Origin of the sequence: Pigmentiphaga kullae (assembly GCF_004216695.1) — a bacterium.
GTDB lineage: Bacteria > Pseudomonadota > Gammaproteobacteria > Burkholderiales > Burkholderiaceae_B > Pigmentiphaga > Pigmentiphaga kullae.
Genome location: NZ_SGXC01000001.1, coordinates 2,114,963 through 2,134,324 on the forward strand (window position 1 = coordinate 2,114,963; position 19,362 = coordinate 2,134,324).

The window sequence follows — 19,362 nt, forward strand, 5'->3', positions numbered from 1 at the left end:
CGCCCAACGAGATTTCAAGGAACCGACATGAGTGGAACATCCGAGGCACGCAGCGGCGGCCGGATACTGGTGGACGCCCTGCGCACGCACGGCGTGGACACCGCCTTCTGCGTCCCGGGCGAGAGTTTCCTGGCCGTGCTGGACGCGTTGTACGAAGCGCGCGACGCGATACGGCTGGTCGTGTGCCGCCAGGAGGGCGGGGCCGCGCACATGGCCGAGGCCTATGGCAAGCTGACCGGCGAGCCCGGGATCTGCTTCGTGACGCGCGGGCCGGGCGCGACCAATGCCAGCATCGGCATCCATACCGCGCGGCAGGACTCGACGCCGCTGATCGTGTTCGTCGGCCAGGTGGCGCGCGGCGACATGGGGCGAGAAGCCTGGCAGGAGATCGACTTCCGCCACATGTTCGGCACCCAGGCCAAGTGGGTGGAACAGATCGACGATGCACGCCGTATTCCGGAATACGTCAGCCGCGCCTTCCACGTGGCGACCTCGGGCCGCCCCGGTCCGGTGGTACTGGCCCTGCCGGAGGACATGCTGGCGGAGATGGCGGTGGCGCACGACGCTCCGCGCTACCGGCGCATCGCGCAGGCGCCCGCGGCGCGGGATATGGACGATCTGGCGGCCTTGCTGGCCGAGGCCCGCTGGCCCATGATGCTGCTGGGCGGCGGGGGTTGGTCGCGCGCGGCTTGCGAAGACATCGAGCGCTTCGCGCGCGCCTTCGACCTGCCCGTGGCCTGCACCTTCCGGCGGCAGGACCTGTTCGACAACCGCAACGACCGCTACGTGGGCGAGTCGGGCTTGGGCATGGACCCGCGCCTGGCCGGCCGCATCGGGCAGGCCGACCTGATCGTCGCGGTCGGGCCCCGCCTGGGCGAGACCTCCACCAACGGCTATGCGCTGCTGGACGTGCCCCGGCCGCGCCAGAAGCTGGCGCACGTCCATCTGGACGCGGGCGAACTGGGACGCGTCTACAGCGCCGACGTCGCCATCAACGCCGACATGGCGTCCTTCGCCGCGGCGGCCGCTCAACTGGCGCCCGCCGCGCCTCCGGCCTGGGCCGACTGGACGGCGCAGGCCCGCGCGGACTATCTCGACAACCTGCGGCACGCGCCCATGCCTGGCCCCGTGGACCTGGGCGACGTCATGGCCCACCTGCGCGAGGTGCTGCCGCCCGAGTCCATCATCACGAACGGGGCCGGCAACTACACGCTATGGGTGCAGCGCTTCTACCAGTACCGGGGCTGGCGCACGCAGCTCGCGCCCACCAGCGGGACCATGGGCTACGGCGTGCCGGCTGCCATCGCCGCCAAGCTCGTCCACCCCGATCGGCCCGCGGTCTGCTTCGCGGGGGACGGCTGTTTCCTGATGAATTCGCAGGAGATGGCGACGGCGGTCCAGTACGGCGCGAATGCCGTGTTCATCGTGGTGGACAACGGGATGTACGGCAGCATACGCATGCACCAGGAGCGGCACTACCCGGGCCGGGTCCATGGCACCGACCTGCGCAATCCCGATTTCGTCGCGCTGGCGTCGGCCTACGGACTGCACGCCGAGCAGGTCCCGACCACCGCCGATTTCCCCGCCGCGTTCGCCCGGGCGCTGGCGGCGGGCCGGCCGGCCCTGCTGGCGCTGAAGACCGACCCCGACGTGATCTCGCCGCGGGCGACGATCGCCAAGCTGCGGCAAGGGTGACGGGCCGGGCGCGGCTTTATGACTGGATCAGCCCGGTCGTAGGCGAGCTGGGCGATCCGCTGTAGAGCTTCTTGGGCATGCGGCCCGCCAGGAAGGCTTCGCGCCCGGCTTCCACGCCTTTCTTCATCGCGCTGGCCATCAGCACCGGATCCTTGGCCGCTGCGATGGCGGTATTCATCAGCACGCCGTCGCAGCCCAGCTCCATGGCGATCGCCGCATCCGAGGCCGTGCCTACGCCCGCGTCCACGATGATGGGCACGTTGGCCTGGTCGATGATCAGCCGCAGGTTCCACGGATTCAGGATGCCCATGCCCGAGCCGATCAGCGAGGCCAGCGGCATGACGGCGATGCAGCCGATCTCTTCCAGCATGCGCGCCTGGATGGGATCGTCCGTGCAGTACACCATCACCTTGAAACCGTCCTTGACCAGCGTTTCCGCGGCCTTCAGGGTCTCGGGCATGTTCGGGAACAGGGTGTGCGAGTCGCCCAGCACTTCCAGCTTTACCAGGTCATGCCCATCCAGCAGCTCGCGCGCCAGGCGCAGCGTGCGCACGGCATCGTCGGCGGTATAGCAGCCGGCGGTGTTGGGCAGGATGGTGTATTCGCTGGGAGGCAGGTAGTCCAGCAGACTGGGCTCGCCCGCATTCTGGCCGATGTTGGTGCGGCGGATGGCCACCGTCACGATATTGGCGCCGCTGGCGTCGATGGCCGCTTTGGTCTCGTCGAAATCCTTGTACTTGCCGGTGCCCACCAACAGGCGGGAGGAGTAGGTCTTGCCGGCAAGAGTGAATGTGTCTGTCATGGTTGGATCCTAGAGGAATGCCCCCCTACGCGCTCACGCGCGCCCCCGGGGGGCGGCACTGGCGGACTGGCGGAGCCAGATCCGCTGTGCCCGGGGTGAATAGGTGCAGTGTACCCAAGGGGCTTGCATGCCCCGAACCGAACGGGCGGTACGGCTTACGACCTGTGATAGATCTCCGCCCCCTTCTTCACGAACTCCACCGCCTTCTCCTGCATCCCCTTGTTCAGGGCCTCGGCCTCGCTCACGCCCTGCTGCTCGGCGTACTCGCGCACGTCCTGCGTGATCTTCATGCTGCAGAAGTGCGGTCCGCACATCGAGCAGAAGTGGGCCACCTTCATCGAGTCCTTGGGCAGGGTCTCGTCGTGGAACTCCTTGGCGGTGTCCGGATCCAGGCCCAGATTGAACTGGTCGTCCCAGCGGAACTCGAAGCGGGCCTTGGACAGCGCGTTGTCGCGGATCTGCGCGCCGGGGTGGCCCTTGGCGAGGTCGGCGGCGTGGGCGGCGATCTTGTAGGTGATGATGCCGTCCTTGACGTCCTTCTTGTTGGGCAGGCCCAGGTGTTCCTTGGGCGTGACGTAACAGAGCATGGCCGTGCCGTACCAGCCGATCTGCGCGGCGCCTATGCCCGAGGTGATGTGGTCGTAGCCGGGGGCGATGTCGGTGGTCAGGGGGCCCAGCGTGTAGAAGGGCGCTTCATGGCAGTGCTCGAGCTGCAGGTCCATGTTTTCCTTGATCATGTGCATGGGCACATGGCCGGGGCCTTCGATCATGACCTGCACGTCGTGCTTCCAGGCGACCTGGGTCAGCTCGCCCAGGGTGCGCAATTCGGACAGCTGCGCGTCGTCGTTGGCGTCGTAGATCGAGCCGGGACGCAGGCCGTCGCCCAGCGAGAAGCTGACGTCGTAGGCCTTCATGATTTCACAGATTTCCTCGAAGCGCTCGTACAGGAAGCTGTCTTTGTGATGCGCCAGGCACCACTTGGCCATGATGGAGCCGCCGCGCGAGACGATGCCCGTCATGCGCTTGGCGGTCATGGGCACGAAGGGCAGGCGCACGCCGGCGTGGATGGTGAAGTAGTCCACGCCTTGTTCGGCCTGTTCGATCAGCGTGTCGCGGAAGATTTCCCAGGTCAGTTCCTCGGCCTTGCCGTCGACCTTCTCCAGCGCCTGGTAGATGGGCACGGTACCGATGGGCACGGGCGAGTTGCGGATGATCCACTCGCGCGTTTCATGGATGTGCTTGCCGGTCGAAAGATCCATGACCGTGTCGCCGCCCCACCGGATGGACCAGGTCATCTTTTCCACTTCCTCGGCGATGGAGGAGGTGACGGCCGAGTTGCCGATGTTGGCGTTGATCTTGACCAGGAAGTTGCGGCCGATGGCCATCGGCTCGATTTCCGGGTGGTTGATGTTGGCCGGGATGATGGCCCGGCCGCGGGCGACTTCGTCGCGCACGAACTCGGGCGTGATGCGCGCGGGAATCGAGGCGCCGAAGGACTGGCCCGGGTGCTGGCGGCCCAGCAGTTCGGCCAGGCGCTGGCCTTGCGGGCCGCTGGCGCGCAGCGACTCGATGTATTGCTCGCGGCGCAGGTTCTCGCGGATTGCCACGTATTCCATCTCGGGCGTGACGATGCCGCGGCGCGCGTAGTGCATCTGCGTCACGTTGGCGCCGGCCCTGGCGCGGCGCGGGGCGCGGTGCAGGTTGAAGCGCAGTTCGGCCAGCTTGGGGTCGGCCAGGCGTTCGCGGCCGTAGGCGCTGCTGGGGCCGTCGAGCTGTTCCGTATCGCCGCGTTCGGCGATCCAGTTCTCGCGCAGCGGGGCAAGGCCCGAGCGGATGTCGATCTTGACGTCCGGATCGGTGTAGGGGCCGCTGGTGTCGTAGACGGTGATGGGCGGATTCTGTTCGCCGCCGAACATGGTGGGCGTATCGGCCTGCTCGATCTGGCGGAAGGGCACGCGGATATCGGGGCGCGAGCCTTGCTCGTAGATCTTGCGCGACCGGGGCAGCGGCTGGATGGCGGCCTGGTCGACCTGGGCCGTGGCGGCGATGAACTTGGGATTGGCGTTCATGGAAGCTCCAAGAAAAGGTTTCCGGAGCCGAACGAAGGAAGGGATTTTCCGGGTGGCCTCCCGATGATGCCCGTGCACGGACTGGGAGAAGGGCTGTGGGCCGCACGCCGGGAACGCGAGGTTCCGCCGGAAAACGCTCCCTGCATCGGCATTATCCGTACAGGTGCTGAGGGTGTCATCTCAACCCACGCCGAACCGGCGATGAGTACCCCTGCGTCACGGGCGTAAGTATAGGCTGGCGGCGGCCAATGTCCAACGCGCATCGCTTGCGCATTGCACCATCGCGCGTGTCAGGATCGCAGGCCCGGCCTGGCCGACTCGGCCAGCAATCGTTCCTGCACGCGCTGGGCGGTCTCCATGACGTGCTTGCGCATGAGGCGCGCGGCTTCGTCGGCCTGCAGCGATACCGCCGCCTGGAACAGTCTCTCGTGTTCGTTCTCGCGGCCCTTGCGATGCTCGGCCGTGATGCGGGAGTAGCGGCGATAGTAGGTGGAGGCTTCGAACATCTGGTTGCAGTAGTCGATCATCCAGCGCGACCGGCAGCCGGCGATGAGGGCGGTGTGGAAGTCCCGGTGCGCGGCTTCCCACTCGGGATTCTCGCGTGGTCCGGCTTCGCCTTCCAGGTAGCGGTCCAGCCGCGTCAGCCGGTGATAGGCCTGGACCAGCCCCTGGACCCAGGTCTGGTCCGCGTAGTCGATGGAGGCCCGCAGGGCGATGTCGTTGAGCCAGGCGCGGGTGCGCGAGAGCTCTTCCAGATGTGCGCCGCCGAAGTTGGGCACCGCGAAGCCGCGCCGGTCGTGCTGGACGACCAGTCCTTCGCGCGACAACCGCGTCAGCGCCTCCCGCAGCGGGGCAAGGCCGACGTCGTAGCGCTCGCTCAACTGGCGGGTGCCCAGTTTCTGCCCGGGCGCGTAGTGCGCATCCACGATGTCGCGCCGCAGGCGCTCGTAGGTCTGCGAGGCGAGAGTGGCGGGCACGGTGCGGCCGGGGGGAAGGGAGTCGTTGGATTCCAGCATGATGGATCAAGTTTTTATCGATAAATCATACACAGCTTGGGGATCGCACTGGGGCGATGCATGTACGGGTTTCTCCGTGGTTTTGTTTTTCGTCTGTGATCGATAAAAATAGAAAAGAAATATTTTTTATCGATAAAAAAGGAGAGACTATGAAAACGATCCGATGGTGGGGGCTGGCCGCGATGATGGCGCTGGGCCCGCTCGCCCATGGGCAGGCGCCCTATCCGTCGCATCCGATCCGGGTGGTCGTCCCGTTCGGCGCGGGCGGGACGCCGGACACCGTGGCGCGGCAACTGGCCGCCGAGATGGACAAGCGGCTGAAGACCCGCGTGGTGGTGGACAACAAGCCCGGGGCCAATGGCGTGATCGGGGCGGCCGACATGGCCAAGGCCGCGCCCGACGGCTACACCCTGCTGCACGTGACGACCTCGTTCGTCATCAATCCCCATGTCTACAAGAAGCTGCCCTACGACATCGGCAAGGATTTCGTGCCGGTGGCGAACGTGGCGACGGGCACGGGCTATCTGCTGATGGTCAATCCCGCGCTGCCCGTGCGCACGGTGGGGGAGCTGGTGGCTTATGGCCGCAAGGCCGCCAAGCCGATCACCTATTCGTCGCCGGGCATAGGCAATACCCTGCACCTGGCGGGCGAGCTGTTCGCCGCGCGTGCCGGCATGAGCATGCTGCACGTGCCGTACAAGAGCGCGTCGCAGGCGCTGAACGCGGTGGCGGCGGGCGACGTGGACATCATGTTCATTCCGCCGACGATCGCGCTGCCCTACGTCCAGTCCGGCAAGGTGCGTCCGCTGGGCTTCACCGGGGAACAGCGCACGCCCGAGTATCCCGATGCGCCGACCATGGCGCAGGCGGGCGTTGCCGACTTCGTGCTGCCGGCGGCCTGGCAGGGCCTGTTCGCGCCGGCCGGCACGCCGCAGGCGGCGATCGACACGATTGCCGCCACGGTGCGCGACATCGTCGCCCAGCCGGCGTTCGCCAAGATGCTGCGCGACGGCGGCTACGAGCCCGACCCACGCGCCGGCCAGGCCTTCGCCGAACTGGTGCGCGCCGATTCCGCCCGCTATGCGGAAGCCGTCAAGCGTGCCGGCATCGAAGCCCAATGATCCGATGACCCTGACCGAACGAGGAACCAACATGGATGTATTGAACCTGCACGCCGGCGCGACCGAGATCCATCCGCCCGCCGGCTTCCTGCTGCCCGGCGGCAAGCGCATAGGCGTGGTGTTCCGCATGGCTTACGAATGGTGGTCGGACGGCGCGTGGCCCGGTATCGGTCCCATGGGCAATCCGCTCAAGGGCGGCATTCCCGACCTGAACGCGGTCGGCTGGGCCGAGTACGGCCACCGGCGCGGCGTGCATCGCGTGCTCGAGGCGCTGGCCCGCAACGGCGTCCGGGCCTCCATCCTGGTGAGCGGGATCATGGCCGAGCGCTACCCGGACGAGGTCAAGGGCATCGCCCAGGCCGGCCACGACGTCGTCGCGCATTCGTATGCGATGGACGTGATTCCCGCCTATCTGGACGAGGCGCAGGAGCGCGACAACATCCGCCGCACGACCGACCTGATCGCGGCGGCGACGGGCCGGACGCCGCTGGGATGGATCAGCCCGCGCGGCACGCCCAGCCACCGCACGGCGCGCCTGCTGGCGCAGGCCGGCTATCTCTGGCATGGCGACACGCTGAACGACGACATGCCCTACCTGGTCGATTTCGGCGACCACGCGATCGTGGCCGTGCCCGGCACCATGGAAGTGAATGACCTGCCGCTGGTGATGCGCCACGGCCAGCCGCCCAGCGCCATGGTGGACATCTTCGAAGACTGGCTCGACTACGTCCGCAAGTGGGAACGCACGCCGCAGAAGATCGATCCCACGGTGCATGCCCACGTATGCGGACGCCCGGCGGGGATGGCGGCGTTCCAGCGGTTGCTGGAGATCGCCACGGCGGCGGACGACATCTGGATAGGCACGCGCGCCGAGCTTGCGCGGCATCTGATGCAATCCATCGGCCGGCCGGTGCCGGCCCACCAACAGGCATAGGCGGGAAGACTCATGGATCTGCAGATTCGCGGCCGCAAGGCCATCGTGTGCGCGTCCACCCGCGGGCTCGGGCGTGCGTGCGCCGCTTCGCTGGCGAGCGAGGGCGTGCACGTGGTGATCAATGGAAGGTCGCCGGACTCGGCCGCCGCTGCCGCCCGGGAACTGGCCGCCGAAACCGGCGGCGTGGTGCGCGCGGTCGCGGCGGACATCAATACCGATGCGGGCCGCGCGGCGCTGGTGTCGGCCTGCCCGGATGCCGACATTCTGGTGACGAACAACGAGGGGCCGGCGCCCGGACGTTTCGTCGATTGGGAGCGCGAGGACTACCTGCGCGCGATCGAGGCCAACATGCTGGCGCCCGCCCTGCTGATCCGGGCGGTACTGCCCGGTATGCGGGCCAGGCGGTTCGGCCGCATCGTCAACATCACCTCCGCCATGGTGAAGTCGCCCAGCCCGGCCATGGGCTTGTCGACGTCCGCGCGCACCGGCCTGACGGCGTTGTGCAAGGCCATCTCGCGCGAGGTGGTGGCCGACAACGTCACCATCAACAACCTGTTGCCCGAGCGTTTCGACACCGATCGCCAGCGCTTCATGGCCGAGCGCATGGTGCGCGAGCAGGGCCTGAGCTATGAAGAAGCGAGGCAGCGCATCGTCGATACCATCGCAGCCGGCCGGCTGGGGCAGCCGCGGGAGTTCGGCGACGCCTGCGCCTTCCTGTGCAGCGCGCAGGCAGGTTATCTGTCGGGGCAGAACCTGCAACTGGATGGAGGGTCGTATCGCGGCGTGTTCTGAACAGGACCGCCAGCCGGGCCCGCCCGGTTTTCTTCACTGGATCCTGTGATGCGCCGGGCGGCGCGATTTTCGAGAATGCCGACATTGCCTATTCATTCAGTAAGGAGTCGAGCATGTCGAAATCGTTGACCGCACTTTGCGCCGCCTTGATGGCGGCATCGCTGGCCGCCTGCGGGGGCGGCGGCGGTGATGATTCGGGCGGTGGCGGAGGCGGCGGTGGGGGCGGCGGCGACGGCAAGACGCTCAGCGAGAAACAGATCTGGTACGGCCACGAGACGGCGTTCTCGGCCGTGTCCCTGCACCAGGCGTTCGAACCCATGCTCGAGAACGGAATCGTCATTGGCCGGGACGGCACGCCCGAGTGCCTGGACGGCGGGACGGTCTCGGGCGTCTGGACCGATGCGGACGACAGCGGCACCCTGTCGGCCGGGGACTCGGTGGCATTGACCATGAACGACTGTCGCGTGTCCGACAACGGCATTCCGTTCACGGGCAAGGCGACGGTCGATTTCGACCAGGTGGAGGGAGACCTGCTGGAAGAGGAGTCGGACTGGACATTGGCCGCCAGGGTCACGCTGGGCGAGGGCGCGTCCTTCGACGGGACGTCCGCGTCGGGCACGGCTTCCGTGAAGGCGTCCAACGACGTGAGTTCGGCCGAACCCAAGGGGCAGCGCGCCGAGTTCGATATTCCCTCGCTCGTCCTGACCGAGGATGGCGGTGCCGTGACGATGAAGTTCAAGGACTACGCCGTGGCCGTGGCCTACGATCCCGGTACGGATGCCGATACCTATTCGCGCATTTCGTTCTCGGTCGGCGGCTCGGATCCCGTGCTCGGTCCCGATTATGCCTACGATGCGAGCATGACCGAGACGGTTCTCTTCTCGCACGAGGCGGGCGGTTTCCTGGCGGGTGCGTTCGCCACGAAGACCTCGGCCGAGACGATCACCACCCGCTTCCTGGCGGATGGCAACGCGCCGGGCACGGTCACCTTCTCGTCCAGTCTGGGGGGCAGCAAGACGATGAGCTACCGGGAGTTCGACGACTTGTAATCGCCGTCAGTCGCCCGGCGTCAGCAGGCCCAGGTGTCCCATCAGCCGCACCAGGTCCGCCTGCCGCCGGGTCTGGGTCTTGTCGAAAATCGACCGCAGCTGCGTGCGCAGTGTGTTGAGCGAAACGCCCAGGGTTTCGGCAACGGAGGGCAGCGGGTCGTCGTGCCGGGCCAGGTGATGGGCCAGGCGGATTTCCGCCGGCGTCAGCCGGAACAGGGTGCGCAGCAGCGTGCCCCTCGGGGTGGGGCGCCATTGCGGCCCCTGCGCGGCAAGCAGCGCCAGGGCGTCGCCGCCTCGCAGGTCCTGGGTGAGCGGGCATGGCAGGACGATGAGCCGGCCGCCGTCCGGCAACGCGAGCGAGCCGGCCGCTGGCGCCTCGATGCCGTGGCCGCAGGCTCTGTCCAGCAGCCGGCGGATGGGTTGGGGCAGATTGGAAGCGCGGACGCTCAGGGGGCAGTCGGGCTGTTGCAGCCAGATGTCGCCCAGGTGGTTGGACTGCACGATGCCGCCACGCGCGGAACAGACCAGCAAGGGGAAGCCGAGCCGGTCCAGCATGTGCCGCAGCAGCAGCGATTCGGCCTGTTGCTGGCGGAATCGAAGTTGCAGGTGCAAGGTGGTGCGAAGATGAGGCAGTACGGCTTGCATCAGCCGGGTCTCGTCGTCGCTCAGTGGCGAACGGCCGTGCTCTCTTTGCACGGAGAAGGTGTAGATGCGTTCTTCGTCCTGCCCCAGCGGGAGCAGGGCATAGGTGCCCAGGCCGTTCGGTTTCAGGAATTCCTGGTAGAAGGGCTCGCGCTGCAGGCGCGCCCGGCCATGGAATTCGTAGTCCACGTAGATGCGGCCCGCGGCCAGCAGCGCCGATGCGGCCCGGCCAGGATCCAGGTCCTGCATCTCGTTGAAATGCGCGACCATTCCGGGTGGCATGCCGATGAGTTCATCGAGCTCCAGCGAGTCCGTCGGCGTGTGCAGGGCGACCTGCCCGGCGCTGGCCGCACCGAGCGACAGGCTGATGTCACGCAGCGATTGCCTCCAACTGTCCGCCGAAAGTACGCCGTCATAAAGCCGCTCCAGCAACTGGAGCGCTGTCCCGTTCGTGTCCATCTTATATATGAGTTTGTGTATCCAGGCGGACCGCCGTGGCCGCAGATGCCGGGCGGAAGGACTGGGGATGTGTCGAAGGGTAACGGCCACCATAGCCGCAAACGAGAGGCAAGCGCAACTTTTGCGTTCTAGACGGCGCTGCCCAGTTCCCCCAGCCGCGCCGCGATCATATCCACGCAGGCCTGGACGATGGGGTGGGTCTGGTCGACATACTGGCGGCTGGCCTCGTCCGGCGCCTGCCGGCGAACGATGAACAGCGTGATGTGCATGCCCGGGTCGGTGATGGGGCGCGCGACGACCTCGCCCCGCTCCAACTCGCGGACGATGGCGCCCAGGGGCATGACGGCCGCCGCCGCGCCGCGCAGCACCAGGTCGCGCTGGCTGGTGATGGAGTGCGTCTCGCACTGGATGCGGGGCTGCGTGCCTTTCTCGAAGGCGCTGGCTTCGACCAGCCGGCGCGCGACGTCGCGTTCGTTGCCCAGGACCAGTTCGTGCGCCAGCACTTCGTCCATGGCGACGGGGCCGGAGGAAGGCGCCAGATCGGCCCGGACCGTCAGCAGCAGTTGTTCTTTCAGTACCGGGGTGGTCGACAGGCCGGGACGGGGCGCGACCGAATAGGCCAGCGCGGCATCGATGTCCTTGCGCTCGAGCGCATCCACCAGCAGGAAGCTCGGGTTCTCGTACAACTGCAGGTCGATGTGGGGGTACCGGCGCTTCAAGGTCAGCAGCAGGTCCGAGCCGATCAGCAGCATGATGCTGGAGGTCAGCCCCAGGTTGAAGCGCACCGGCGCGGCCTGGTCGGCGCGCCGTACGTCATCCTGGGTCCGCGCGACCAGCTCGAAGATCTGGCGCGACCGTTCCAGCAGCAGGCGGCCGGCCGGCGTCGGATCCACGCCGCGCGAATGCCGCGACAGCAGGGGCACGCCCAGGGCTGCTTCCAACTCGCGCATGTGGGTGCCCAGGGCCGGCTGGGCGATGTGCAGCTGTTCCGCGGCGCGGGTGATGTTTCTCGTCTCCACGACCTTGGCGAAGTATTCGAGTCGCTTCAGCGTGATCATAGGCGGCAGGCATGGGGGATTCCGCCCTATAGTAGGCCGATTCCGCCGCGGCCGGCACCGCGGCGGAAGGTGGCGAGCTATTGGGTGCCGGCCAGCCCCGCGCGCTGGACCATGCCGCCGAACCGGTCGATCTCGCGCCGCATGTAGTCCCCGTACTCGGCCAGGACGCGGCCGTCGGGGACGATGCCCAGGTCGGCCAGTTTGCGCCGCACGTCGGGCTGGGCCACGGCGTGGCGGGCGGCTTCGGCCAGTTTGCGCAGGTGTTCGGGCGGCGTCCCGCGCGGTGCCAGCAGGCCGATGTCGGCGGTGAATACGTAGCCGGGCAGGCCGCTTTCCTCCAGCGTCGGCACGTCGGGCAACTGCGCGACGCGCGCCTTGCTGGTCACGCCCAGCAGCCGCAGGCGGCCCGCCCGCACCAGCCCTTCTATCGAGGGCAGGCCGGCCAGCAGCATGTCGGCCGTCCCCGCCGCGACGGGGGCGGAAGGCTGTTCGCGGAACGGGACGTGCATGATGTCGATGCCGGCCGAGCGCCGGATTTCCTCGAACATGACGTGGTGCAGCGAACCGATGCCTATGGTGCCGTAGGTGAGCTTGCCCGGGGCGGCCTTGGCCTGGGTCACCATTTCCTGGAAGGAGTTGGCCTTCAGCGAGGGGCCGGCCGTCAGGAAGAGCTGGGCCGCGCCCAGGAAGGCGATGGGCTCGAAACTGTCCATGCCCTGGTAGGGCAGCTTCTTGTACAGCGTGGGGTTGATGGTAAGCGGGCTGGAATCGGCCACCAGCAGGGTGTAGCCATCGGGATTGGCCTTGGCCACCGATTCCAGGGCGATGATGCTGCCCGCGCCGGTCTTGTTCTCGACGGCGATGGGCTGCCCCAGCGAGGCGGACATGTGCTGGCCCACCAGGCGCGCGATGACGTCGGGCACGCCGCCGGTGGGCGCGGCCACCACCATCTTGATCGGACGGCTGGGAAACCCGGCGTCGGCATGGCCAGCGGCGGGAGCCATTGCCAGCAGCAGGGCGGCGAATAGAGCTGGCTTTTTCATGTCAGGCCTCCACCGGTTGCGCGATGCGGGAAAGATGGGCGATGACCTCGTCCAGCGGGACGACGTCGCCGTACTTCGCATCCATGTCGAGCAGACTCTGGCGATGGGCCGCGCCGGAGCGGTCGCCCACGGCTTCGGGCGCGACGATGGGGCGGAAGCCGCTCTGCACCGCGTCCACCACCGTCGCCCGCACGCAGCCGCTGGTGGTGCAGCCCGTCACGATGACGGTATCCACGCCTTGCGAGACCAGGCGCGCGGCCAGGTCCGTGCCGGCGAAGCAGCTCGCGTATTTCTTGGACATGATGGAGTCGCCATCCACCGTGTCCAGGCGCGGATCGAGCCGGACGTTGTCGCTGCCTTCCAGCAGGCTGGCCATGCCGCCCATCTTGCGCTGCCAGACGCCGGCGTCCGACAGGTCGGCCCGGTAGCCCACCGTGAAGAAATGAATGGGCGCGCCGATCCGGCGGCATGCGGCGACGAGGCGGTTGGTGGCGAGCACCGCCTGCTTCAGGTCGGCGCCCAGGGGCTGCGCCGGGTCCGTGAAGCCGCGGATCATGTCGACGACGATCAGCGCGCAGTGGCGCCCGAAACCGATGCGGCGCCCGAAGCCCTTTTCCTTGAACAAGGGGTCGTCGATCTGCAAGTCCTGGTCCATTTCTCCTCCATGGAATGTGAACGGCCACTCGGTGGCTCTGGAGGAGAATTGGACCGCGCGGGAGGCGGCCCTGTCCAAGACGGGTTTCGGCTGGAAGCCATACGTGAGGGGTATGGCTGGCGCCGGCGGCTAGAACTTGTAGGTCGCGCTGGCGATGATGCTGCGGCGCGCGCCGTACCAGCAATCCCCGCGCGACAGGCACGTCGCCACGTAGGTCTTGTCGGTCAGGTTGTTCAGGTTGAGCGCGTAGCGCCAGTGGTCGGTCTCGTACGAGACCATGGCGTCGAACAGCGTGACCGAGGGCGTGGTGGGGGCCACGCCGTCGCGGAACGAGCTCATCCAGCGTACCCCGGCACCCAGCGCGAAGCCGTTCACGTCGCCCACGGCGAAGCGCCATTTGCCCCATGCCGCCGCCTGGTGGCGCGGCATGCCTTCGAGCGACTTGTCGAGGTCGATGTAGTTGTAGTGCGCGATCAGGTCGAAGCTGCGGGTGATCGCGCCGCGGTATTCGAGCTCCAGGCCCTTGGTCTTGGTGGCGCCCACCTGGACGGAATAGAGCGGATTGGTCGGGTCGCCCGCCAACTGGTTCTTTTCCTTGAGCTGGTAGACCGAGGCGGTGGCCATGCGCCGGCCGTCGGCCGACTGGTGCTTGACGCCCACTTCCCACTGTTCGCCGCGCAGGGGCTTGAAGCGTGCGCCGCTTTTGTCGGTGCCGGGTACCGGCGTGAAGGATTCGCTGTAGTTGACGTAGGGCGCCAGGCCGTTGTCGGCCACGTACATCACGCCCAGGCGCTTGGTCGTGGCATTGTCCTTCTCGTCGGCGCTGCCGGCCAGTCCGGCCGTGGTGCGGTCGTGGCGGATGCCGGCGGCCACGATCCAGTGCCTGCCTATCTTCATCTGGTCCTGCAGATACAGGCCTGCCTGGCGCAGCGTGTAGCGCGGCTCGTCGGTCAATTCGGGCGGCGTGTAGTTGCCGTAGACCGGATCGTAGGCGTCGATGGTGCCGCCGTCGGCGATGCCGCTGCGCCGGTCGCGGCGGTAGCGGGTCCAGTCGAAGCCCAGCAGGACCTGGTGCTGCACGATACCGGTCTGCAGCTTGCCGGTCAGGTGCTGGTCCAGCGTGTCGATGCGTACCTTGGTGATGGCGTCGTCCGCATAGCGGGCGATGCGGCGCTGGTTGATCGGGTCGGCGGCCCAGCCGCCCGGATCGGTGAACGAGTCCGCATAATGCGTCAGGTAATCCACCTTGTTGTTGGCATGGCGAAAGCCCTGGCTGAAGGACCACTGGTCGTTGAAGCGGTGCTCGAACAGCCAGCCGAACGAGGTGCGGCGCGAATCGTAGCGGTCGTGGCCGGGTTCGCCGATGAAGCGGCTGGTGGGAATCCTGCCGTTGGGGTTGTCGGTGCGCATGCCCGACCACGGCATGAACTGCGCGGTCGAGCCGCTTTCATCCTTCTGCCACAGGCCTTGCAGCGTGAGCGAGGTCGATGCGCTGGGACGCCACGTCAGCGAGGGCATGACCAGGCTGCGGTTGTCCTTCACATGATCGACCTGGGTGTCGGCATCGCGCTTGAGCGCGACGAGCCGGTACAGCCACTGTCCGTCGGCCGTCAGCGGCCCGGTCAGGTCCACCTGCGCCTGCTTGCGGCCGCGGTTGCCCAGTTGTATGCCCGCTTCGCCCTGGAATTCGGCCTGCGGGCGCTTGCTGACCATGTTGATGATGCCGCCGGTGCTGCCCTGGCCGTACAGCATGGCGGCCGGCCCGCGCAGCACCTCCAGGCGCTCCAGCGTGTAGGGTTCGATACGGGTGGTGCTGGTGTAGTAGTCGTAGTGCTGGCGCAGGCCGTCCAGGTACAGGGTGGGCTCGGTGCCGCGTATGCGGACCGAATCGGCGCGCGAGTCGATGCCATAGGCGTCGGACCGCACGCCGGCCGCGTAGCCCAGCGCGTCCTGCAGATTGGTGGCCCCCTGGTCCGTCAACTGGTCGCGCGTGACCACGGTGACCGACTGCGGCGTCTCGTGCAATGGCGTGTCCGTCTTGGTGGCCGTGGCCGAGCGCCTGGCGGCGTAGCCGTAGACGGGGCCGGTGGCGGTCTCGCGCTCGGGGGTGGCTTCGACGCGGATTTCCTGCAAGGTGGCCGGTTCGGTGGTCTGCGCGAGCAGGGCGGCGGGGAGCGCGCCCAGCGCGGCGGCCTGAACAGAGGTGAGATATATCCACCCCGATAACCGCGATAAATCCGAAACAGGCCGGGATGAACCGGGAAATATCGGGAACCTGTTTGAAATAGCGTTGCGAGGGGTGTAATTCAGCCGGGCGGCCGAATCAGTCGAACAGGCGGCCCTGGTTTCGGGCGTGGAGGCGCTGCTGGACGCGGGCGACCATCTTGCGCACCCCGCTCTCGGTCATGCCCGCCAGCCGGGCGAGCGCGCCGTAATCCCCACGAAACTGCCTGTAGAGCGCCTCGTCACGGACCGCGATCCCATAGTGGTAGTCGGCCGGGATCGTGATGACCTGGCCGCGCCAATGCTGGGCCAGGTGGTCGGCGATTGCGACGGCAACCTGCTCAGCCACAGCATCGGCCACCCCGTGCTCGAGGAGCACCTGGCGCGCGTGCGCCATGATGTCGGAGAGCAGCTCGTGGCGCTTGATCTCGGCGGGGGATACGCGCTTAGGCTGTGGGGCTTCCATGTCGCCTCCTACTGGGGCCGCCCCGCCGAGCGGAGCAGCAGCTGGTACTCGTCCTCATGCATGCTCTCGACGTCGATCGATCGCCCCAGGACTTTCTGGGCGGCCGCGTCGATAGCCTTGCGGAGAGCCGCCAATCCGGCGCCACGGGATGAAAACGCGACGCCCAGCGCACCAGCTAGAGCAACGCGTCGGCCGTGGATGATTCGGTCGCGCCACTTCTTGGCCTTCTCGATGCACTTGCTACGCTGCTCCCCGTCCAGCCAGTCGATCGCGGCGATGCCGGTTTCCCGCTGGACCCACGCGGCCAGAGCCGCCTCCGACGCGTCGCGGATGATGCCCAGGCTTGCGAGATCGAGCCATACGGCGCGAAGCTTGCTAGCCGTGGGAGATTGATCCAGCGGCCTCCCCTGACGGCCTCCACTGTCCTTGGAGCGAACCTTGAACCCAGTGCGCTTGAAATGGGCCAGCACCCGCTCCAGCTCTACCGCCGACATCTCGGCCGCGCTGGATTTGCCTGGTCTGGCAGCCGTCGTCGTAGCAGCCTGCAGGGCGGCACGATAGGTGTCCTTGTCCAGTTGCAGCTCGCGGGCGGCAACATGGACAAGGCGGATCAGCTGGAGGCGCCTGTCGGGCACGTTCACGCCGCGCTCCCTGGGCCGAGGATCTTCTCGACGTTGATGCCATCCAAGTACTGCACGAGCTGGCGTGCTTGCTCCGCCGACAGCACCATGGACTTGCGGCCGAGTTCAAGGGTCAGCCGGCCGTTGCTTGCCAGCCCAACGGAGAATGGCCCCTTCTCGGGTATGCCCACTACGCGGCTCCAGAGCTGTCGCGGCACAAGTACTTCGCTGCCATCGCCAAACGTTCCGATCATGGTGTATGCGGTCACTTTGCGGCCATTGGGAGCTGTTACCTGTTCAGCGCGCAGCCTTCCTCCGTCGACCAACCTCTTCAACAGGCTCGAGACAGCCGTGGCTTCCATGGCCATTTCTTCAGCGATCTCGACCGAGCGGATACCCGGCCGGGCGGCGATCATATCCAGGATCTGGTCAGTTTTCGTGGGCATGTCATTCTCCAGAGGAACATGCCGGCGCGCCCAGGGCGGCCTTGATGGCCTCGGTGCGCATCGCCCGGTAAATGACAACGGGATCGTTGCCGCCGGTACGCTCAACATTGATCCGTGCCGCAGCAGCCCCGGCTGCAATCATGGCCGCCGTGATCTCCTCCGCGAAAACCTCGGCAGACTGCGCTGGAGCCACATAGTCCTCGACGATGTCGATGATCTGTCGCAGTGCTTCGTACTTCGGAATGCCCGCCGGTGCGGTGTACTGGCGCACCACCTCCTTGATCTGTGCAATGGCCGCTTCGGCTGCCAAGCTCTTTTCCATCGTGAATCTCCTATGGCTGCTCATCAGTACCGAGCCACCACGCTCGGCAGACCGCCCCACCGGGCGGTTTCGCTTCCCTACGCGTTCACGGCGTCCTTCAGGGCCTTGGTGGCGCTGAACTTCACGGACGTGGAGGCCGGGATCTGAATGGACTCGCCCGTGGCCGGATTCCGGCCCGTGCGCGCGGCGCGCTGGCTAGTCGAAAACTTGCCGACGCCCGGCAGGACGAACTCGGCCCCGCTGGCCAGCGCCTGGGACAGCGTGCCAGCCAGGCTGTCGAGCACAAGCTCGGTGTCCTTGCGCGAGTAGCCGGTTTCGTCGGCGACCTTGGCGATCAATTCTTTTTTGGTGAGGCTCATGTCGATTTCCTTGTGGTTGTGCCGGCGGAGATACCCGGCCGGCTGCGGGTTTAAACGTCGGTAGGGCCTATCTGGACGCGGTCGCCCACGGCGGTGACCGCGTCCATGTAGGCCCGAACGGTCGCCGGATCGCTGGTCAGGACGATCACGGCGCATACGGGTTGTCCGTCTTTCAGGAAGGTCATCGCCACGTCGTCGCTGCCGGCCTCGGCCATTTCGCCGACCAGCGCGCCGAGGCGCGTATTGAAGTAGCTCGGCCAGGGGCGCGTGAGCAGCTCGATCCGCATCTCAGGCTCCCGCGACGTCGAGCGGAATCTGGCGATACCGATCGGTGTCGTCGATGCGCTCGTAGACACGCACGTAGCTCTTGCTGCCCACGATCTGTATCGAGTCGCTGATTGCGCGCATTGCCTCCTGCCAGCGGGCATCCTTGATATCGACACGGCGCAAAGACAACACGCGGCTGGTGCTGAGCTTGCCGGCCTTGTCGACCTCGAACGCGCGATCAACGATCGCCCGCAGTTCGGGGCCAGCCGAGGCCGTCCATTCGTTCAGGCATTCGTCGATCAGAGCCTTGGCGGCCTGGAGACGTTCGTCGAAGACGATCTGGTCGTCCGTAGCGCGCAGAATCTTGATGCGGCCGTCGAACGACAGCAGCGTCACATTGCCCTTGGCGCCGCCCAGATTGATGCCGTACTGCTCGGCGGACATGTCAACGAACGCCTCGATGTCAGCGAACGTGCTTTGTTTCAACGCCTTGAGCTGGCCGGACATCGCGCGGGCCTTTTCCGCAATCTCGCGCACCAGGGCGTCGCGGGCCAGGTCGATCGGCTTGATAGCGTCCACCGGGATCAGTCGACCCTGGCCGTCCTCCATGTAGCCGTCTGGAACGGGTTTGGTCATCGAAGTACTCCTGTCGAAGGTTGAGAATCTGCAGCTCAATGGGCGACCGGCTTGCCGATCTGGAGCTGCTGTAGGCGGTGGCCGGCCAGGTGCCGCAATTGCCGCGAGAGACCCGTTGCATCCCCCGATTCGTACATGTCGATCAGGCCGCTGATCAGGTCCGCCTGGCGTCGAGCGATGACGGTCATTTCGTGCAGCAACGCCGTCGCTTGCAGGCAGGTTTCGTTCAAGCGATCGAGCTCTGCCCGCAGTTCTCGCTCGTCCTGGATGGCGTCGGGATTGGCCAGAGTCGGCCCCTGGGTGATCTGGATGCGTCCGCTCATAGCCCGCTCCCCGTGGCCGACTCGTCGATGCCCACGAAATCGGGCGACGCCGGCCAGCACACATCGACGCCCTCCAGCGATCCGTGCTCAGTACGGTTCATGCCTTCGGCCACCAGGCAGCGAATCGAGATGAACCGGCGCAGCAGCCGCTGCGACTGCCAGTCGTAGGGGTGGACGTCGAGGGTGATGAGCGGGCAGCCGCGATCCATGCGCACCCATTCCCCGTTGATCGTGAAGCCGAGTTCGCGCAGCCGGCGGCCCGCCGCGTTCAGCGCAGACAGTCGAGCGATGAAGTCGGATGTGAAGATGCGCGAGGGGCGCAGGTCGACGGTGTCGGCCTCTACCAGTTGCAGGGTCGTGGTCAT

General features: G+C 67.0%; 22 protein-coding genes and 1 other RNA gene. 5 read left to right on the forward strand and 18 right to left on the reverse strand.

Annotated elements, in window-relative coordinates; all coding sequences use genetic code 11:
* Positions 1-27 precede the first annotated feature (27 nt).
* Complete coding sequence (locus tag EV675_RS10305) at positions 28-1,695, forward strand: thiamine pyrophosphate-binding protein (RefSeq protein ID WP_130357152.1); 1,668 nt, start codon at positions 28-30, stop codon at positions 1,693-1,695.
* A 16-nt stretch (positions 1,696-1,711) separates the two neighbouring features.
* On the opposite strand, the gene EV675_RS10310 is transcribed toward EV675_RS10305, so the two are convergent.
* From EV675_RS10310 to EV675_RS10320, 3 genes are all read right to left on the reverse strand, one after another.
* Entirely contained in the window at positions 1,712-2,497 is a 786-nt protein-coding gene (locus EV675_RS10310) for a thiazole synthase (RefSeq protein ID WP_130357153.1), read from the reverse strand.
* A 155-nt stretch (positions 2,498-2,652) separates the two neighbouring features.
* Entirely contained in the window at positions 2,653-4,566 is a 1,914-nt protein-coding gene (thiC, locus tag EV675_RS10315) for a phosphomethylpyrimidine synthase ThiC (protein WP_130357154.1), read from the reverse strand.
* 290 nt (positions 4,567-4,856) lie between these two features.
* Positions 4,857-5,582 carry a GntR family transcriptional regulator gene (locus EV675_RS10320; protein ID WP_130357155.1) on the reverse strand — a complete coding sequence of 242 codons (726 nt, stop codon included), beginning with the start codon at positions 5,580-5,582 and terminating at the stop codon, positions 4,857-4,859.
* Between the two features lie 149 nt (positions 5,583-5,731).
* Here EV675_RS10320 and EV675_RS10325 point away from each other — a divergent pair, with 149 nt between their 5' ends.
* The 4 genes from EV675_RS10325 (at position 5,732) to EV675_RS29845 (ending at position 9,478) form a co-directional block, all read left to right on the forward strand.
* Positions 5,732-6,703 carry a Bug family tripartite tricarboxylate transporter substrate binding protein gene (locus EV675_RS10325; protein WP_165404523.1) on the forward strand — a complete coding sequence of 324 codons (972 nt, stop codon included), beginning with the start codon at positions 5,732-5,734 and terminating at the stop codon, positions 6,701-6,703.
* A gap of 31 nt (positions 6,704-6,734) precedes the next feature.
* Positions 6,735-7,637: a polysaccharide deacetylase family protein gene (locus EV675_RS10330; RefSeq protein WP_165404524.1), complete on the forward strand. Its 903-nt coding sequence runs from the start codon at positions 6,735-6,737 to the stop codon at positions 7,635-7,637.
* Between the two features lie 12 nt (positions 7,638-7,649).
* The gene (locus EV675_RS10335; RefSeq protein WP_130357158.1) at positions 7,650-8,429 is read left to right on the forward strand and encodes an SDR family oxidoreductase; all 780 of its coding nucleotides are present in this window, start codon (positions 7,650-7,652) and stop codon (positions 8,427-8,429) included.
* Between the two features lie 113 nt (positions 8,430-8,542).
* Positions 8,543-9,478, forward strand: coding sequence for a hypothetical protein (locus EV675_RS29845; protein WP_207221936.1), 936 nt, complete (start codon positions 8,543-8,545; stop codon positions 9,476-9,478).
* A 6-nt stretch (positions 9,479-9,484) separates the two neighbouring features.
* Here the strand turns inward: EV675_RS29845 and EV675_RS29690 are convergent, their stop codons facing one another.
* The 15 genes from EV675_RS29690 to EV675_RS10415 all read right to left on the reverse strand — a co-directional run bounded on the left by EV675_RS29690 (position 9,485) and on the right by EV675_RS10415 (position 19,362).
* Complete coding sequence (locus EV675_RS29690) at positions 9,485-10,579, reverse strand: helix-turn-helix transcriptional regulator (RefSeq protein ID WP_165404525.1); 1,095 nt, start codon at positions 10,577-10,579, stop codon at positions 9,485-9,487.
* Positions 10,580-10,707: 128 nt separating this feature from the next.
* Complete coding sequence (locus tag EV675_RS10350) at positions 10,708-11,637, reverse strand: LysR family transcriptional regulator (RefSeq protein ID WP_130357159.1); 930 nt, start codon at positions 11,635-11,637, stop codon at positions 10,708-10,710.
* Between the two features lie 77 nt (positions 11,638-11,714).
* On the reverse strand, positions 11,715-12,680 hold the full coding sequence (locus tag EV675_RS10355; protein WP_165404526.1) for a Bug family tripartite tricarboxylate transporter substrate binding protein: 966 nt from the start codon (positions 12,678-12,680) through the stop codon (positions 11,715-11,717).
* Position 12,681: 1 nt separating this feature from the next.
* Positions 12,682-13,335: an isochorismatase family protein gene (locus EV675_RS10360; RefSeq protein WP_087779405.1), complete on the reverse strand. Its 654-nt coding sequence runs from the start codon at positions 13,333-13,335 to the stop codon at positions 12,682-12,684.
* A 129-nt stretch (positions 13,336-13,464) separates the two neighbouring features.
* Positions 13,465-15,468: a TonB-dependent siderophore receptor gene (locus EV675_RS10365; protein ID WP_242621378.1), complete on the reverse strand. Its 2,004-nt coding sequence runs from the start codon at positions 15,466-15,468 to the stop codon at positions 13,465-13,467.
* Positions 15,469-15,658: 190 nt separating this feature from the next.
* Entirely contained in the window at positions 15,659-16,024 is a 366-nt protein-coding gene (locus tag EV675_RS10370; protein ID WP_130357162.1) for a Mor transcription activator family protein, read from the reverse strand.
* An 8-nt stretch (positions 16,025-16,032) separates the two neighbouring features.
* Positions 16,033-16,665, reverse strand: coding sequence for a gp16 family protein (locus tag EV675_RS10375; RefSeq protein WP_207221937.1), 633 nt, complete (start codon positions 16,663-16,665; stop codon positions 16,033-16,035).
* Entirely contained in the window at positions 16,662-17,090 is a 429-nt protein-coding gene (locus tag EV675_RS10380) for a MarR family transcriptional regulator (RefSeq protein ID WP_130357163.1), read from the reverse strand. The genes EV675_RS10375 and EV675_RS10380 overlap by 4 nt, the downstream gene beginning before the upstream one ends.
* Position 17,091: 1 nt before the next feature.
* Entirely contained in the window at positions 17,092-17,412 is a 321-nt protein-coding gene (locus tag EV675_RS10385; RefSeq protein WP_130357164.1) for a hypothetical protein, read from the reverse strand.
* A 10-nt stretch (positions 17,413-17,422) separates the two neighbouring features.
* Positions 17,423-17,487, reverse strand: an RNA gene (locus tag EV675_RS10390) — hammerhead ribozyme type II.
* Between the two features lie 2 nt (positions 17,488-17,489).
* Positions 17,490-17,771, reverse strand: a complete 282-nt coding sequence (locus tag EV675_RS10395) for an HU family DNA-binding protein (RefSeq protein WP_130357165.1) — start codon at positions 17,769-17,771, stop codon at positions 17,490-17,492.
* A 50-nt stretch (positions 17,772-17,821) separates the two neighbouring features.
* Entirely contained in the window at positions 17,822-18,058 is a 237-nt protein-coding gene (locus tag EV675_RS10400) for a hypothetical protein (RefSeq protein WP_130357166.1), read from the reverse strand.
* Position 18,059: 1 nt separating this feature from the next.
* Positions 18,060-18,674, reverse strand: a complete 615-nt coding sequence (locus EV675_RS10405; protein WP_130357167.1) for a DUF3164 family protein — start codon at positions 18,672-18,674, stop codon at positions 18,060-18,062.
* Between the two features lie 35 nt (positions 18,675-18,709).
* Positions 18,710-18,997, reverse strand: coding sequence for a hypothetical protein (locus EV675_RS10410; protein WP_130357168.1), 288 nt, complete (start codon positions 18,995-18,997; stop codon positions 18,710-18,712).
* Positions 18,994-19,362 (reverse strand): hypothetical protein, encoded by a 369-nt coding sequence (locus EV675_RS10415; RefSeq protein WP_130357169.1) that lies wholly within the window; start codon positions 19,360-19,362, stop codon positions 18,994-18,996. Before EV675_RS10415 ends, EV675_RS10410 begins: the two co-directional genes overlap by 4 nt.

Coding starts and splice junctions, on each gene's coding strand:
- EV675_RS10305 (WP_130357152.1), top strand. CDS start 28: ATGAGTGGAACATCCGAGGCACGCAGCGGCGGCCGGATACTGGTGGAC.
- EV675_RS10310 (WP_130357153.1), bottom strand. CDS start 2,497: ATGACAGACACATTCACTCTTGCCGGCAAGACCTACTCCTCCCGCCTG.
- thiC (WP_130357154.1), bottom strand. CDS start 4,566: ATGAACGCCAATCCCAAGTTCATCGCCGCCACGGCCCAGGTCGACCAG.
- EV675_RS10320 (WP_130357155.1), bottom strand. CDS start 5,582: ATGCTGGAATCCAACGACTCCCTTCCCCCCGGCCGCACCGTGCCCGCC.
- EV675_RS10325 (WP_165404523.1), top strand. CDS start 5,732: ATGAAAACGATCCGATGGTGGGGGCTGGCCGCGATGATGGCGCTGGGC.
- EV675_RS10330 (WP_165404524.1), top strand. CDS start 6,735: ATGGATGTATTGAACCTGCACGCCGGCGCGACCGAGATCCATCCGCCC.
- EV675_RS10335 (WP_130357158.1), top strand. CDS start 7,650: ATGGATCTGCAGATTCGCGGCCGCAAGGCCATCGTGTGCGCGTCCACC.
- EV675_RS29845 (WP_207221936.1), top strand. CDS start 8,543: ATGTCGAAATCGTTGACCGCACTTTGCGCCGCCTTGATGGCGGCATCG.
- EV675_RS29690 (WP_165404525.1), bottom strand. CDS start 10,579: ATGGACACGAACGGGACAGCGCTCCAGTTGCTGGAGCGGCTTTATGAC.
- EV675_RS10350 (WP_130357159.1), bottom strand. CDS start 11,637: ATGATCACGCTGAAGCGACTCGAATACTTCGCCAAGGTCGTGGAGACG.
- EV675_RS10355 (WP_165404526.1), bottom strand. CDS start 12,680: ATGAAAAAGCCAGCTCTATTCGCCGCCCTGCTGCTGGCAATGGCTCCC.
- EV675_RS10360 (WP_087779405.1), bottom strand. CDS start 13,335: ATGGACCAGGACTTGCAGATCGACGACCCCTTGTTCAAGGAAAAGGGC.
- EV675_RS10370 (WP_130357162.1), bottom strand. CDS start 16,024: ATGGAAGCCCCACAGCCTAAGCGCGTATCCCCCGCCGAGATCAAGCGC.
- EV675_RS10380 (WP_130357163.1), bottom strand. CDS start 17,090: ATGCCCACGAAAACTGACCAGATCCTGGATATGATCGCCGCCCGGCCG.
- EV675_RS10385 (WP_130357164.1), bottom strand. CDS start 17,412: ATGGAAAAGAGCTTGGCAGCCGAAGCGGCCATTGCACAGATCAAGGAG.
- EV675_RS10395 (WP_130357165.1), bottom strand. CDS start 17,771: ATGAGCCTCACCAAAAAAGAATTGATCGCCAAGGTCGCCGACGAAACC.
- EV675_RS10400 (WP_130357166.1), bottom strand. CDS start 18,058: ATGCGGATCGAGCTGCTCACGCGCCCCTGGCCGAGCTACTTCAATACG.
- EV675_RS10405 (WP_130357167.1), bottom strand. CDS start 18,674: ATGACCAAACCCGTTCCAGACGGCTACATGGAGGACGGCCAGGGTCGA.
- EV675_RS10410 (WP_130357168.1), bottom strand. CDS start 18,997: ATGAGCGGACGCATCCAGATCACCCAGGGGCCGACTCTGGCCAATCCC.
- EV675_RS10415 (WP_130357169.1), bottom strand. CDS start 19,362: ATGACCACGACCCTGCAACTGGTAGAGGCCGACACCGTCGACCTGCGC.